This window comes from Pseudooctadecabacter sp., assembly GCF_020627745.1.
Taxonomy (GTDB): domain Bacteria; phylum Pseudomonadota; class Alphaproteobacteria; order Rhodobacterales; family Rhodobacteraceae; genus Octadecabacter.
In genome coordinates this window covers 46,281-60,806 of record NZ_JAHDGE010000010.1, presented here as the reverse complement: position 1 = coordinate 60,806, position 14,526 = coordinate 46,281, and the positions used below count along the sequence as shown (strand labels likewise).

The 14,526-nt window shown below is 61.5% G+C and carries 11 protein-coding genes and 1 tRNA gene; 7 read left to right on the top strand and 5 right to left on the bottom strand.

Going from position 1 to position 14,526, the window contains the following annotated elements; genetic code table 11:
• Positions 1-427: 427 nt before the first annotated feature.
• From QZ653_RS06725 to QZ653_RS06695, 7 genes are all read left to right on the top strand, one after another.
• On the top strand, positions 428-1,498 hold the full coding sequence (locus QZ653_RS06725; protein ID WP_296418791.1) for a LacI family DNA-binding transcriptional regulator: 1,071 nt from the start codon (positions 428-430) through the stop codon (positions 1,496-1,498).
• Between the two features lie 38 nt (positions 1,499-1,536).
• Positions 1,537-2,847 (top strand): ABC transporter substrate-binding protein, encoded by a 1,311-nt coding sequence (locus tag QZ653_RS06720; RefSeq protein ID WP_296418788.1) that lies wholly within the window; start codon positions 1,537-1,539, stop codon positions 2,845-2,847.
• An 80-nt stretch (positions 2,848-2,927) separates the two neighbouring features.
• Positions 2,928-4,172 (top strand): sugar ABC transporter permease, encoded by a 1,245-nt coding sequence (locus tag QZ653_RS06715; protein ID WP_296418786.1) that lies wholly within the window; start codon positions 2,928-2,930, stop codon positions 4,170-4,172.
• Positions 4,173-4,272: 100 nt separating this feature from the next.
• Positions 4,273-5,484, top strand: a complete 1,212-nt coding sequence (locus QZ653_RS06710; RefSeq protein WP_296418784.1) for a carbohydrate ABC transporter permease — start codon at positions 4,273-4,275, stop codon at positions 5,482-5,484.
• A gap of 4 nt (positions 5,485-5,488) precedes the next feature.
• A complete protein-coding gene (locus tag QZ653_RS06705) occupies positions 5,489-6,745 on the top strand; it encodes an MGH1-like glycoside hydrolase domain-containing protein (RefSeq protein WP_296418782.1) in 1,257 nt (418 codons plus the stop codon).
• The gene (locus tag QZ653_RS06700) at positions 6,745-7,761 is read left to right on the top strand and encodes an ABC transporter ATP-binding protein (protein ID WP_296418781.1); all 1,017 of its coding nucleotides are present in this window, start codon (positions 6,745-6,747) and stop codon (positions 7,759-7,761) included. Before QZ653_RS06705 ends, QZ653_RS06700 begins: the two co-directional genes overlap by 1 nt.
• A gap of 137 nt (positions 7,762-7,898) precedes the next feature.
• On the top strand, positions 7,899-8,477 hold the full coding sequence (locus QZ653_RS06695) for a YceI family protein (RefSeq protein ID WP_296418779.1): 579 nt from the start codon (positions 7,899-7,901) through the stop codon (positions 8,475-8,477).
• A gap of 62 nt (positions 8,478-8,539) precedes the next feature.
• Here QZ653_RS06695 and QZ653_RS06690 read toward each other — a convergent pair whose 3' ends face one another.
• From QZ653_RS06690 to QZ653_RS06670, 5 genes are all read right to left on the bottom strand, one after another.
• Positions 8,540-9,706: a cytochrome b/b6 domain-containing protein gene (locus tag QZ653_RS06690; protein ID WP_296418777.1), complete on the bottom strand. Its 1,167-nt coding sequence runs from the start codon at positions 9,704-9,706 to the stop codon at positions 8,540-8,542.
• 159 nt (positions 9,707-9,865) lie between these two features.
• Positions 9,866-11,761, bottom strand: coding sequence for an acyl-CoA synthetase (locus QZ653_RS06685; protein ID WP_296418776.1), 1,896 nt, complete (start codon positions 11,759-11,761; stop codon positions 9,866-9,868).
• 155 nt (positions 11,762-11,916) lie between these two features.
• On the bottom strand, positions 11,917-12,324 hold the full coding sequence (lysM, locus tag QZ653_RS06680; protein ID WP_296418774.1) for a peptidoglycan-binding protein LysM: 408 nt from the start codon (positions 12,322-12,324) through the stop codon (positions 11,917-11,919).
• A 76-nt stretch (positions 12,325-12,400) separates the two neighbouring features.
• On the bottom strand, positions 12,401-14,194 hold the full coding sequence (locus QZ653_RS06675) for an ABC transporter transmembrane domain-containing protein (protein WP_296418773.1): 1,794 nt from the start codon (positions 14,192-14,194) through the stop codon (positions 12,401-12,403).
• Between the two features lie 188 nt (positions 14,195-14,382).
• Positions 14,383-14,456, bottom strand: a tRNA-Gly gene (locus tag QZ653_RS06670).
• Positions 14,457-14,526: the final 70 nt, after the last annotated feature.

Below are 14,526 nucleotides of genomic sequence, written 5' to 3'. Positions count from 1 at the left end.
AGCACTCCCTTGGTAAGGGAGAGGTCGAGAGTTCAATTCTCTCCGGCAGCACCACCCCCCCTTCCGGCCCCAGACAGATACACCCCCACCAAACGGCGTCCCGTTTTGCGCGCGCGCACCCTCTGGGCGAATCGTATTGCGGTGCCTCTGGGCCAAATCGAAGCGGCGACCTGCCCAAATCCCCCCCGCGAAACGGCCCTAATTCCATCCCATTTTGCGCGGCGTTTTTCTGCACCTGCAGCAGGCCCATCCGGCTAATCCTGTATGGTGAATCCCGCCCCGAACTGGGCCGCACAATGCCCAATTCGCAGACCCTCGCTGCAGCGCGCCAATGGAAAAGCTGTAAAAACCTCTTGCCGAAACCGGTTTCGGAAAACAGCCTGAGTCGCAGGGAGAACATTTCACAATGCAGCCGCATGCCACGTCCATGTCCAAACCGGCCCGTCGTGTCACCATCAGTGACATGGCCGATGCCCTTGGTTTGACCAAGTCAACCGTGTCGCGTGCGATGAACGGCTACACCGACATTTCACCGGCCACCCAACTGCGGGTCAAACGCATGGCCGAACAGATGAACTACCAACCGCTGAGCCACGCACAGGCGATCAAAACCGGCCGCACGCGCGCTTTGGGGTTCGTGCTGCAACTGTCCGACCACGACGCACACCGCCCCTTTCTCGCGGAATTTCTCGCTGGACTGTCGGCGGGGGCCTCCGACGAAGGCTACACCTTGACCGTGGCCTCCGCCGACAGCGACGCCACCTTGTTTGACACCTTCCGCAGCCTGCGCCGTGACGGCAAAGCCGACGGGTTCGTGCTGCCGCGTGCCATGGTCCGCGACCCGCGCGTGGCGCTGCTGCGCGACATGGACGTGCCTTTCGTTCTGTATGGCCGGCAAGAGGACCCCACGGGCTGCAGCTGGTTCGACATCCGCGGCGAAGACGCGATCCATGAAGCCGTGCTGCACTTGGCCGAACTGGGCCACAGCCGGATCGCCTTTATCAATGGCGGCACGAAATATTCCTACGCCCGCCTGCGCCATCAGGGGTTTGTCGCCGGCATGGCCGGGGCCGGGTTGGACATTGATCATGGTCTGGTGGTCGAAAACAAAGTGACTCTGGCAGAGGGTCAGGCCGCCGCCGCCCGCCTGCTTGACCTTCCCGAACCGCCCACAGCCATTGTCTGCGCCGTGGACCGTGCCGCCCTTGGCGTCTACCGCGCCGCCGCCCAGCGCGGGCTGTCCATCGGGTCCGACCTGTCGGTGACAGGCTATGACGGGATCGAGGACGGCACCCACGTCCACCCCGCCCTGACAACCTTTGCCGTCGACAACCGCGACGCGGGCGCGCGGCTGGCCAAGCTTTTGATCCGCCGTCTGCGCGGCGAGGATCCCGAAACACTGCGCGAGACGGCCTCAGCGCAGTTCATCAACCGTGGCTCAACCGGGCCACGACACGACGAATGCCGAAACAACATCTCAATGGGAGGAAAACAATAAGAGTTTCACTGAAAACAGCGTTGCGCACCGGGGTGGCCATGGCCATCGCCCTGTCCGCCACGACCCTTGCCGCAGACGAGCTGCGCTTCTGGACCACAGAAGAACAGCCCGAACGTCTGGCCCGCCAAGAAGCCATGGCCGCAGACTTTGCCGCCGCCACCGGCCACACGGTTGAGGTCATTCCAGTGTCTGAAAACGATCTGGGCACACGCGCCACAGCGGCCTTCGCCGCAGGCGATCTGCCCGACGTGATCTACCACACCTTGCAGTATGCCGCCCCCTGGGCCGAAGCGGGCATTCTGGACACCGATGCCGCCTCCGACGTCATCGAAATGCTGGGCGAAGACACCTTCGCCCCCGGTGCTTTGAACATGGCAGCCGTTGACGGCGGCTATGCTTCCGTTCCGGTGGACGGCTGGACCCAGATGCTGGTCTACCGTGCGGATTTGTTTGAAGAAAACGGACTTGAGCCACCAAACAGCTACGCCAATGTGCTGGCCGCCGTAGAGGCCCTGCACAACCCGCCAGAGATGTACGGTTTTGTCGCCGCAACCAAGGTCGACGAAAACTTCATGAGCCAGGTTCTGGAACATGTGTTCCTCGCCAACGGTGTGTCCCCCGTGGATGCCGATGGCGTGGCCGAACTGGATGAAGCCGCCACAATCGAGGTGCTGGAATTCTACAAAGCCATCGCAGAAGCCTCCCCCCCCGGTGATCTCTATTGGGATCAGTCCCGCACGCTGTATTTCTCGGGCAATGCGGCGATGATCATCTGGTCTCCCTTCATTCTGGACGAACTGGCCGGTCTGCGCGACAGCGCCCCGCCCACGATCAACGATGATCCGACGTCGTCTGATCTGGCAGCCGCCACCGGCGTTGTGACCAACTTCTCCGGCCCATCGAACCCTGACGGGGCGGCTTGGGGTGACGTGCGTTACTTCGGGATCACCGCTGATGCGGCCACCGATGCGGCGATGGAATTCGTTCAGTATTCCATGTCCGAAGGCTACGGGTCCACGCTGGCCATCGCGCCTGAAGGCAAGTTCCCCGTGCGTCGCGGCACCGCCGACAATCCAACCGAATACGCCGATCTCTGGGCGACCCTGGATGTGGGTGTAGACCGCAAAGCGCCACTGGGTGATCTTTATGACGCGGCGATGATTGACGAAATCGTCGGCGGTCTGGATGTGGCCCAGCGCTGGGGCGTGGCCGAAGGCCAGCTGTCGGCGGCCTCTGCGATCATCAACTCTCAGGTGATCAACCGGTTGGTGCGGGAATACATCGACGGCGAACGCGATGCGGCAGCCACTGTGGCTGAACTGAACGCGGCCATCGCCGGCGTCCAGTAACGCAGGCCCAAAGGCGCGCCCCGCTGACACCGGCGGGGCGCGCCATCCCCCCATTTCTTTTTTGAGATCAGGAGACCCCAATGGCGGACCTCGGCCCCCCGATTGGCACCGGCCCTTTAGGCAAACGCGAAGCGCGTCTTGCGTGGGGGCTGTTGTTGCCCACCATCACTGCCGTGGCTTTGGTCGTGGTGTTGCCTTTGCTGGCGATCTTCTGGATTTCGTTCAAACCGGTTGAACTGGGCGATCTGCGCGCCCCCGAAGTCGTGTTGCGCGAGGACATTCGCGGCGATGCGGATGTCCTGAACGGTGAGGCCGCCCTGCGCTACCGTTTGCGCAATTCCTCGCAAGACCAACCCATCACCGGCGTGACCTTCACCGATACCCTGCCCGAGGGCCTAACGGTCACTGACCTTGACCCCCGCTGCACGCTGAGTGATCGCGCGCTGGCCTGTAACTTCGGCGATTGGGACCCCGGCACCCGTGAAACCCTGACCATCCCCGTGACCGTAGGACAGGCCTATCTGGATGCGAAGGTGCGCCCCCAGGACAGCCCTGCGGTGACCACCGGCACGGCCTCCAACATCCTGACGAATGCGACCTTCACCTTGGACAATTTCAAACGGGTGTTCAGCGGGGACGAATTTCTTGAGGTCCTCTGGGTGACCCTGTTCTACACCGTCTTTGGCACCATCGGGGCGCTGCTGGTGGGTCTGTTCGCAGCCCTGCTGCTGAACAAATCCTTCAAAGGTCAGGGCATTTTGCGGGGGCTGTACCTGTTTCCTTATGTGGCCCCGATCATCGCCGTGGCCTTTGCCTGGCTGATCCTGTTCGACCCGTTCTCGGGGTCGGCCAATGCGCTGTTGGTGCAGATGGGCGTGACGCCAGAGGCGATCAATTTCTTTGGTGAACGTCCCTTGGCCCTGATCATGGTCACGGTCTTTGAAATCTGGCGCTATTTCCCGCTGTCGTTCCTGTTCATTCTGGCGCGGATGCAAAGCATCGACACCGACATGTATGAAGCCGCCGACATGGACGGCGCGTCGCCCTTCCAACAGTTCTGGTATCTGAGCATGCCGCAGCTTCTGGGCATCCTCAGCGTGCTGTTCCTGCTGCGGTTCATCTGGACGTTCAACAAGTTTGACGACATCTTCCTGCTGACAGGCGGCAACGCGGGCACGCGGACCTTAACGGTGAACGTCTATGAACAGGCCTTTGCGGTCTCCAACATCGGGGCCGGTGCGGCCGTAGCGGTGGTGATTTTTGCCTGCCTGCTGACGTTTTCGCTGTTTTTCCTGAAATACATCAGCCGCGAGGAGGGTCTGTGATGGGGTTTTCGAATGCCTTCGGCATCCGATCCAACGGGGCTTCGCCCCCGCGCTGCGCGCTCCCCCAGAGTTTTTTGGGCCAGATGAAGGAGGGACCGACGTGGGGTTCTTGAGGTTCGGATATATCACGGCCCCGGTGTTGGGCGCGCTTTGGATGGTTGTCCTGTCCGTCACCATTTCTGTGGCCATGTCCTTTGCCACCGGTGATCCGTTTCGCCCGTCTCTCTGGCTGAGCCTGTGTTGGGGTGCTGCTGCGGCCATTGGGGCTGCCGGATTGATGGGCCAAAAGGGCGCCCATTGGGGGGTCATGCTGGCGCTGATCGGTGTGACGCTGACGCCTTATGGCCCGATTGAGCGGGGCGAGACGGGGATGTTTGCCGCAACGGTGGCGGCTGTTTCATTGGGCGCGATCTTTGTGTGGTCGGTGCGCAAAATCCTGCACGACACGCCCATGGGCGCGCTGACGCGGCATGAATTCGAGGGCGCGATCATCCGCTTCCTCACCGGGTTCGGCTATATCTTTTTCACCGCGATCGTGCTGATCCCCTTCTACGTCATGGTGATGACAAGCCTGAAAAATCAGGGTGAGCTGATGCAGAACCCCCTCGATTTTTCCATTGATCTGAGCAAGGGCGCCGATCTGTTCCGCAGCTATGACGAGCTGTTCACCCAGTTCAATTTCGGCACCTATATGTTCAATTCCTTCTTCATCTCGGTGCTGACGGTCTTCATCACGCTGGCCTTTGCCATCCCCGGTGCCTACGCCGTGGCGCGGTTGCGGTTTGCGGGACAGGCGGCGTTTTCACGCTCTATCCTGCTGATTTACATGGTGCCGATGATCGTGCTGGCGCTGCCGATCTACATTGCCTTTTCCATGACCGGTCTGCGCAATTCCTTTTGGGGGATCGTGATGATCTATCCGGTCACGACCATTCCCGTGGCGCTCTATATGTTGCAAGGCTACTTTCGCGGCCTTCCGGCGGAGGTCGAAGAGGCGGGGCTGATGGACGGGCTGTCGCGACTGGCGGTGATCTGGAAGATCACCCTGCCCCTGTCCCTGCCCGCGCTGGCGTCGGTGTCGCTTTATGTCTTTATGATCGCATGGAACGAATTCCTGCTGGCCTTCATGCTGCTGGACGATCCGTCGAAATTCACACTGACGCGCGGCATTGCCTCGCTCAATTCTTCAGAAATTCCGCGCCAACACCTGATGGCGGGCTCCGTGGTGGCAACCGTGCCGATCATGGCGCTTTTCCTCGGGTTGGAACGCTTCATGACGAAAGGGCTGACCGCCGGGTCAGTGAAAGGATAGGACGATGACGGACCTTTATGCACAAGCGCGGCAAATCCTGCGTGACAACGACAAGGGCGGCTATACCCTGCCGACCCATGGCCTCTATCCTTACCAGTGGAACTGGGACAGCGCCTTTGCCGCTTGGGGCTTCACCACCTTTGACCCCGACCGTGGCTGGACGGAACTGGAGACCCTGATGACCGGCCAGTGGGAGGACGGCATGGTCCCCCATATCATCTTCCATCAGCCGGACCCCGGCTATTTTCCCGGCCCCGATGTCTGGCAAGGGCGGGGGCCGATCCCGTCCTCCGGCATCTCCCAGCCGCCCGTTGCGGCCACCTTCATGGCCAAGATGTTGACGATGCATCCCGCAGGCGAGGCACGCGCCCGTGCCATTTGGCCCAAACTGAAGGACTGGCATCGCTGGTTCATGGACTGGCGGCTGGATCAGGGCGCTGTCTGCGTCACCCACCCGTGGGAAGCAGGCCGCGACAATGCCCCCGATTGGGACGCCGCCATGGCCGAGATCAATGCAGATGATGTGGGCGACTACACCCGCCGTGATACGTCCCATGTTGATCCGGCCATGCGCCCGACAAAGTACGACTATGACCGCTACATCAAACTGGTGCAGATCGGCGTCTCGGTGAACTGGGATCAGGAGAAACTGTTGGCCGTGAACCCGTTCCGTGTGGCGGACCCGACGATGACCTTCACCCTGCTGCGGGCCAACCGTGACCTGCTGGCCATGGGGCGCCGTTTCGGGGAGGATGTTTCGGACATCGAGGATTGGATCAAGACGCTTGAGGCCGGTGCAGATACGCTCTGGAACCCTCAGATCGGCGGCTACGACAGCCGCGATGTGCGCAGCGGGGCGTTCAACGGCATCTTGTCCAACGCATCCGCGCTGTGCTGGTACGCTGGCATCAATGACGCGCGTGCCCTGCCCGCCATTGAACGCATGCTGGCGGCCTGCACCTATGGCCTGCCCAGCTACGATCCTGCGGCGGACGGGTTTGAACCCCTGCGCTACTGGCGCGGGCCAAGCTGGCCGATCATGAACTACCTTGTCGGCTCCGGCATGGAAGAACAGGGCATCGACGCCGCCGCAGCCCGCATTCGCGCCGACACCGCGCGCCTGATGGAAGAAAACGGCTTTGCGGAATACTACGATCCCCACACCGGCGCACCGGCGGGCGGGGGCACCTTTACCTGGACAGCGGCCGTCTGGCTTGGCTGGGCAGGGCACGACACAGAAGACAAACGGGGGGCAGCCTGATGTCATCCATCACGCTCAAAGCGGTCGAAAAATGGTTCGGTTCGGTTCAGGTCATCAAGGGCGTGGACCTTGAAATCAACGAAGGCGAATTCGTCATTTTCGTGGGCCCGTCAGGCTGCGGCAAATCCACCTTGCTGCGCATGATCGCGGGGCTTGAGGAAACGTCGCGCGGCCAGATCATGATTGGTGACCGCGATGCCACGGCGGAACCGCCCAGCAAACGCGGGCTTGCCATGGTGTTCCAGTCTTACGCGCTTTATCCGCATATGTCCGTGCGCGACAACGTGGGCTTTCCGCTGAAATCCGCAGGCCTGTCCAAGGCCGACATTGACGCAAAGGTGGATGAGGCCGCCCGCGTTCTGAAACTTGACGCCTACATGGACCGCAGGCCCAAGGACCTGTCGGGCGGGCAACGGCAGCGCGTGGCCATTGGCCGGTCCATCGTGCGCGACCCCACGGCGTTTTTGTTCGACGAACCGCTGTCCAATCTGGACGCCGCCCTGCGGGTTGAGATGCGCTATGAAATCGCAAAGCTGCACCAGACGCTGAAATCCACCATGATCTACGTCACCCACGATCAGGTGGAGGCCATGACACTGGCCGACCGGATCGTCGTGCTGGAATTCGGCAAGATCGCACAGGTGGGCACCCCGCGAGAGCTTTATGAAAACCCCGCCAATCTGTTCGTGGCGCAATTCATCGGCTCCCCGCGCATGAACGTGATCCCCGCAGGCACGATCAGCGGCGTCAGCCTGCCGGACGGGGCGGTCTCTGTCGGGTTGCGGCCCGAACACATCTCCCTTGTGGACGCCGGTGCAGGGCAGTTGGACGGCACGGTGGACGTGCTGGAATACCTTGGCGCGGATACCTTCGTGATCCTGTCGTGCGGCGATGCGGGCCAGATCACCGTGCGGGTCAACGGATCGGCAGACTACGCGCCCGGCGACCGCGTGGGGCTGACCGTGCCACAAAACCTGCTGCACGCCTTTGGCGCAGACGGGCTGGCGATCCGGTGAACACAGATGCAGGCTGGCCCCAAGGGCCACCTGCACATTTGCGCACAGTCGGTGTTTTCAGACGTCGAATTGATCTTGCGGCGGTTTGCCACACATTACGGGGCATCACCGACGCAAACGATCAAAGGATCCCTGCCATGAAAACCCTCCTGCTGTCATCCGCACTGACCGCCGCCGCCGCCACATCTGTCTGGGCCGAGGCCACGCCCTACACCCTCGACGCCTCCCACAGCCAGATCGTGTTCTCCTATGATCACTTGGGCTATTCGCGCACCACGGGCATGTTCTCGGGCTTTGAAGGCACGATCATGTTTGACGAAGCCGACCCAAGCGCCTCATCTGTCGAAGTTTCCTTTCCCGCCGAAAGCCTGATCACCGGCTGGCCCGCCCGCGAAGGCCACTTCCTGTCCGACGATTTCTTCGGCGCAGAAGCCAATCCCGTCGTGTCCTTCACCTCCACCGCGATCGAAGTGACCGGCGACAACACCGGCGTGATCACCGGCGATCTGACCATCAACGGCATCACCCAATCCGTGGCACTGGACGCCAAACTGAACCAAGCCTCCAACCACCCGATGCAGGAAAAGCCATGGGTGGGCTTTGACGCAACAACGACATTGTTGCGGTCCGACTTTGACATGGGCAACTTCGCCCCCTTCGTGGGCGACGAAGTCGACATCTACATCTCCATCGAAGCGGCCGCTGCGGACAGCTAAACCCGTCCGGGACGTCGGAACAGGGCGCGGGTCAGCAATGATCCGCGCCCTTTTTCGTGACGTTACCGCGTGGCGGTCAACTCCACCGCAACCTCGACCGTGAAACCGACGGAGCTTTCGTCATCATAGCTGGCCCCGATCCCGAAATCGCGCCGGTCCAGCGTGACAGCCCCCGACATCTGCGCCGTGTCGTCCTCAATCATCAGGGTAAAGGGCATGGTCACCGGCACCGATGATCCCGTCAGGGTCAGAGTACCGTCAGCCGTATGATCCGCCCCGTCAACGCGCGCAATCGCGGCTTCGAATACCGCCACCGGATGGGTCGCGACATCAAAGAAATCCCCGCCCTTGGCCTGATCCGTCACCGACCCCATGGTCACGCTTGTCATGTCGATGGTCACCGTCACAGCGCCAGTTCCGCTGTCGGGGTCATAGGAAATATCCGATGTGACAGCCTCAAAATGACCCGTGCTGGCGGAGCCAAGCTGCTGAACGGTGAAGGCCAGATCCGTCTCCACCGGCGTCCATTCGCCCCCGCCCGCTGTCTGGGCCTGTGTGCCGCCGCCCGGCATCCCGAAGGACACCAGCGTCAGCCCCAACACGCCAACCCAGATTACCGCCGACGCCACGAACGCTGCTACATGGCCGCCCGCGCGCGCCGGATCACCGGCCTCCGTTCCGCGCCACATGCGCGACAGCGTGCTGTCGCGGTCCACCAGCGCATGTTTCACCGCCCCTGCAATATGTGCGGCCAGTGTGACGCCGAGGGTCACCCCCGCCGCCCAATGCACCATGCCCGCCGTGGCAGCCCAGCTTTCGGATTTGGGCACAAATGGCAACGATTGCCCGAATGGCCACCAGATCGGCGCAAAACCGTCTTCGGCGGCGTGCATGACCCAGCCCGACAAAGGCAGAATGAACAGGGCGGCATAAAGAACCCAATGGGCGGTTTCTGCCGCGAAGGTCTCAACCCGGCGGTCCGGATGCAGCGGCACAGGGCGCGGTTGGCTCAGCGCCCAGATCACGCGGATCACGGCAAGGGCCAGAACCGTCACCCCGATGGTTTTGTGCAATGAAAAAACGGTTGTCAGAAACCCGATGTTGTCTGCCGTAGGCTCCGTGCGGATACCAATCTGCCCCAGGATCATCGCCCCGATGATCAAAACGGCAATCGTCCAGTGCAAAACGCGGGCAAGGCTGCCGTAGCGGGTGGCGGTGTTGGTGATCATGGGAACGGTCCTTTGATGTCTGGGCGTCAAGATAGCGGCACAGCCGCAATTTGCACCCCCCGCCTGCCCACAGCTTCTGTGCAGGACGGCACCCCAAACGAAAACCGGCGCGCAAGGTCCCCTGCGCGCCGGTCTGTCCGGGTCAAATTGCGATGGACGTTACGCCGCCCATTCCCACGGTCGGGTGAAGCTGCCCAGCGCGCCGGTCACGGCCTCATCAGTGGTTTCACCGGTCTTGGTCACCTGCGCCACCAGCCCGCGCTTCTTGTCCTCGATCACCGACGTCACCTCTGCCCCGACGCCGGCATCCGCCAGCGCCTTGTTGTAAATCCGCGTGATCGCAGATTTGCGCAGGTCAGGCTTAAAGATTTTGCCAACGGCGGTTTTGGGCAATTCATCCAGAATTTCCAGATGCTTGGGATAGGCTGCACGTTCGTGGATGTGGTTTTTGGCGAACTCCATCAGTTCTTCCACCGTGACGGTCGCTCCGTCCACCAGTTCCACATAGGCGGCGGGCACCTCACCCGCGTGGGCATCGGGCTGACCGATGGCACCGGCGAAGGCCACCTGCGCGTGACCGGCCAAAGCCTCCTCAATCTCGGCGGGGTCGATGTTGTGACCGCCACGAATGATCAGATCTTTGGCGCGGCCCGTGATCCACAAATACCCGTCCGCATCAATGCGCCCCAGATCGCCTGTGCGCAGATACTGGCGCGCTTTGACGTTGGCACCGGGGTAATAAAGGTCCGCGTTTTTGTCGGCCTCCGTATAGGTGTCGCCTTGGCTGACACCGGGGGAATAGACGCAAATCTCGCCGATCTCGTCGGTGCCCAGATCAAGCTGTGTCGCGGGATCGACGATGCGCACGTTGGTATAGGGGAACGGGCACCCGATGGAGCCCACCTTCTTCTCCCCCTCGGGCGGGTTGATGGACACAAGGCACGTGGCCTCCGTCAGACCGTAGCCTTCGCAAATGTTCACACCGGCGGCGGCCTCGAACTTCTTGTACAGCTCAAGCGGCAGCGGGGCAGACCCGCAGAAGGCCAACCGCAGGCTGTCGATATTGGCATTCACAGGACGTTGCATCAGGGCCGACATGGCCGTCGGCACGGTGATCATGAACGTCGCCTTGTGGCGTTCGATCAGCTTCCAGAAATTGTCGAACACACCGTCCCCGCGGTAGCCCTGCGGCGTCGGAAACACGATCTGCGCCCCCGAGGACAGTGACGCCCCCATGGCCACAATCGTCGCAAAGACGTGGAACAGCGGCAGCGGCACCATTTGCACGTCCTCATGGGTGAACAACAACCGGTTGCCCAGCCACGCGTTGTAGATGATGCCCGAATTGCGGTGCTGTGCCACCTTGGGCATGCCCGTGGTCCCGCCCGTGTGGAAATAGGCCGCAACGCGGTCTTCCTTGGGGTCATCGAATTTCAACGTGCTGGGCTGTTTGGCGATGGATTTGTTAAAATCAATCACCGTGGCCCCGTGGTTCACCTTCACCTTCGGGCGGATCAGCGGCACGATCAGTTTCTTGATGCCGGTGAGGTATTTGAGCAAATCAACCTCAACCACCGTCTTGACGTTGGGCGCCAGATCGACCGCTTCAGCCGCCTTTTGCGCCACATCCGTCTTGGGGAAGGCGCGCAGGGTGACCAGCACCTTGGCATTGGTTTCCCGCAGGATCGCGCCGATCTGGTCGGCATCCAGCAGCGGGTTGATCGGGTTCACAATGCCCGCGACCGTGCCACCCAGATAGGTCAGCACCGTTTCCATGGAATTGGGCAGCAGGAAGGCCACCACATCATCGGACCCCACACCAAGATCGCGAAACAGGTTCGCCGTCTGGGCCACTTTGCCCTGCAACTGCGACCAGGTCAGGGTCTCATCAGGATCATTCTCACCCGAAAACATCTGGAACGTGACCGCCTTGCGGTCCCCGTATTTGCCCGCCGTCTCGCCCAGCTGGGCCCAGACAGAATGGGGCAGCTCACGCTCGCCCCATGGCATTTCATTCTCAATCGCATTCCGATCGGCCATTGACGCAAAAGTCATGGTCGCACCTCCCTTAAATGGGCCGCCTCCTCCGACGGCTTCGTGTCCCTTATTGCAGGATGTGACCTATTGTCCCCCCGTGCAAGTCTAACGCTACGAAAAAGGGCAGCCCGATGTGGACTGCCCCTGTTATCTCGCGGTTGAATCCGTCTGGATCAGTCCTGCGGGATTCGCAGCACCTGACCGGGATAGATCTTGTCCGGGTCGCTCAGCATCGGCTTGTTGGCCTCAAAGATTTTCATATATTTGTTGGCGTCGCCCAGCGTCTTTTTGGCGATGGCAGACAGGTTGTCGCCGCTTTCCACCGTATGAAACACAGCGTCTTCGGTATCGTCATCTTCGACTTCGGCCACACCTTCGACGTTGCCCACGGCCAGAATGACCTTCTCACGCTCTTCTTTGGAATGTGACCCGCCCGAGACTTTGACCTTGTCCCCCTCAACCTTGATATCCAGTCCTTCGGCGCTCAGGCCAAGGTCCTCGACCTCTTTGCGCAGATCGTCTGCCGTCGGCTCATCCGCGACTTTTTTACCGGATGATTTCCAGAAATTAAACAGGCCCATGGGGAGGCTCCTTTATATGTGTTCACATAAAGGAAACCTACCAGCCGGTTAATCGTTCCGGCCGTCCGGTCAATACTTACTCCGCCGCAATCCCGTCCGTGAATTGCAGCCGCGCCAGCCGCGCATAAAGCCCGTCTTCGGACACCAGCGCATCATGGGTGCCTTGCGCCACAATCCGCCCCTGATCAAACACCAAAATCCGGTCCGCTTTCTTCACCGTCGCCAGCCTGTGCGCCACGATCAAGGTCGTGCGATCCGCCGACAGGTGATCCACCGCCTGCTGCACCGCACGTTCCGATTCCGCGTCCAAAGCACTCGTCGCCTCATCCAGCAACAACACCGGCGCATCTCGCAAAATCGCGCGCGCAATGGCAATCCGCTGCTTTTGACCGCCCGACAGCATGACACCCCGTTCGCCTACGTAGCTGTCATAGCCCTCAGGCAATGCCGATAGGAACTCATGCGCCGCCGCCGCCTGTGCCGCGGCTTCAACTTCGGCATCCGTGGCCTCTGGCCGGCCAAAGCGGATGTTCTCACGGGCCGAGGCCGCAAAGATCACAGGATCCTGAGGCACCAACGCCATGTGCCGCCGGAAATCCGCGCGGCTCAAATCCCGCAGGTCCACCCCGTCAAAGGTGATCCGCCCCGCCGCCGGATCATAAAACCGCAACAACAGCTGGATGATCGTCGTCTTGCCCGCCCCCGACGGGCCCACCAGTGCCACCGTTTCACCGGGATGCACAGTAAAGGACACCCCATCCAAAGCCGCCACATTGGGGCGCGCCGGATAGGAGAACTGCACGTCTTCAAAGGCGATCTCACCATGGCGCCGGTCGGGCACCGCCACAGGCTGCGCGGGATCACGCACCGCATCGTCCGCCGTCAGCAATTCCACCAGCCGCTCCGTGGCACCGGCTGCGCGCTGCAACTCCGACCAGATCTCGGTCAAGGCGGCCACGGCCCCCGCGACCATGATCGTGTAGATCATGAACTGCACCAATTCGCCCACGGTGATCACACCGGAGCGCACGTCCGACGCGCCCATCCACAAAAAGCCGACGATGGCCGAAAACGCCATGAAAATGACAATCGCCGTCAGGACGGCCCGCGTCCCGATCCGGCGGCGCGCGGCGTCAAAGCTGCGTTCGGTCACCTGATGGAAATTCGCCCGGCTCGGCCCCTCATGGGTGAAGGCCTGCACCGTCTGCGCACTCAGCAACTGTTCCGACGCATCGCCCGAACTCTGCGCGATCCAGTCCTGATTTTCCTTGCTGAGACGCCTCACCTTGCGCCCCAGAATGATGATCGGAAAAATAATCACCGGAATGGGCCACAGCACCATCAACGACATCTTCACAGAGGTCCACAGCATCAACCCGATGCCGCCAAACAGGATCAACAGATTGCGCAGGGCGATGGACACAGACGACCCGATCACGCTGAGGATCAGGGTCGTGTCGGTGGTGATCCGGCTCAGCACCTCGCCGGTCATGATCCGCTCGTAGAATGCAGGGCTCATCCCGATCATCCGGTCGAAAACAGCGACGCGAATGTCCGCGACCACCCGCTCCCCCAGCCGTGTCACGAAATAATACCGCAACGCCGTGCCCACGGCCAAGACCGCCGCAATGCCAATGGCCGCACCAAAATACCCGTCCAGCAAAGCCACATCGGCGGTCTCGAAATTGTCGACGACCCGCCGCACGGCCAAAGGCAACACCAGCGACATGGCCGCCGTGATCACCAGCGCCGTCACAGCCAGCGCGATCATCCAGCCATAAGGCCGCAAGAAGGGCCACAGCGCGCCCAGCGCACCGATCTCCTTGGATCGCGCGCGCTCCTCGCTCGCCGCTCTGGGGGCCTCCGCCATGCTCACTCCTCATTTGCGTCAAGGGCAGACTTAATCCGGCGCGCCCAAAGGCACAACAGGTCAGGGACGCGCAGCCCCCTGCTTCTCTGGTTCAGAAATACCTCCGCCGGAGGCCAAATTTTCGCAGAAAATTTGCACCCCGCCCACCGCAGGTGCTGATCGCAGATCAATCTGTAAGGAAAAACTGGTGGAGCGGGCGGCGGGAATCGAACCCGCGTCATTAGCTTGGAAGGCTAAGGTCTTACCACTACACAACGCCCGCGCCGTGTGGGGCTGGAATACGCCGCCCCGCTGACAGGGTCAAGACGCCACATGCGCCAAATCATCTGGGC

Excerpts from the sequence above, each read along its gene's own strand:
- QZ653_RS06725 (WP_296418791.1), top strand. The coding sequence starts at position 428 with ATGTCCAAACCGGCCCGTCGTGTCACCATCAGTGACATGGCCGATGCC.
- QZ653_RS06720 (WP_296418788.1), top strand. The coding sequence starts at position 1,537 with ATGGCCATCGCCCTGTCCGCCACGACCCTTGCCGCAGACGAGCTGCGC.
- QZ653_RS06715 (WP_296418786.1), top strand. The coding sequence starts at position 2,928 with ATGGCGGACCTCGGCCCCCCGATTGGCACCGGCCCTTTAGGCAAACGC.
- QZ653_RS06705 (WP_296418782.1), top strand. The coding sequence starts at position 5,489 with ATGACGGACCTTTATGCACAAGCGCGGCAAATCCTGCGTGACAACGAC.
- QZ653_RS06700 (WP_296418781.1), top strand. The coding sequence starts at position 6,745 with ATGTCATCCATCACGCTCAAAGCGGTCGAAAAATGGTTCGGTTCGGTT.
- QZ653_RS06695 (WP_296418779.1), top strand. The coding sequence starts at position 7,899 with ATGAAAACCCTCCTGCTGTCATCCGCACTGACCGCCGCCGCCGCCACA.
- QZ653_RS06690 (WP_296418777.1), bottom strand. The coding sequence starts at position 9,706 with ATGATCACCAACACCGCCACCCGCTACGGCAGCCTTGCCCGCGTTTTG.
- QZ653_RS06685 (WP_296418776.1), bottom strand. The coding sequence starts at position 11,761 with ATGACTTTTGCGTCAATGGCCGATCGGAATGCGATTGAGAATGAAATG.
- lysM (WP_296418774.1), bottom strand. The coding sequence starts at position 12,324 with ATGGGCCTGTTTAATTTCTGGAAATCATCCGGTAAAAAAGTCGCGGAT.
- QZ653_RS06675 (WP_296418773.1), bottom strand. The coding sequence starts at position 14,194 with ATGGCGGAGGCCCCCAGAGCGGCGAGCGAGGAGCGCGCGCGATCCAAG.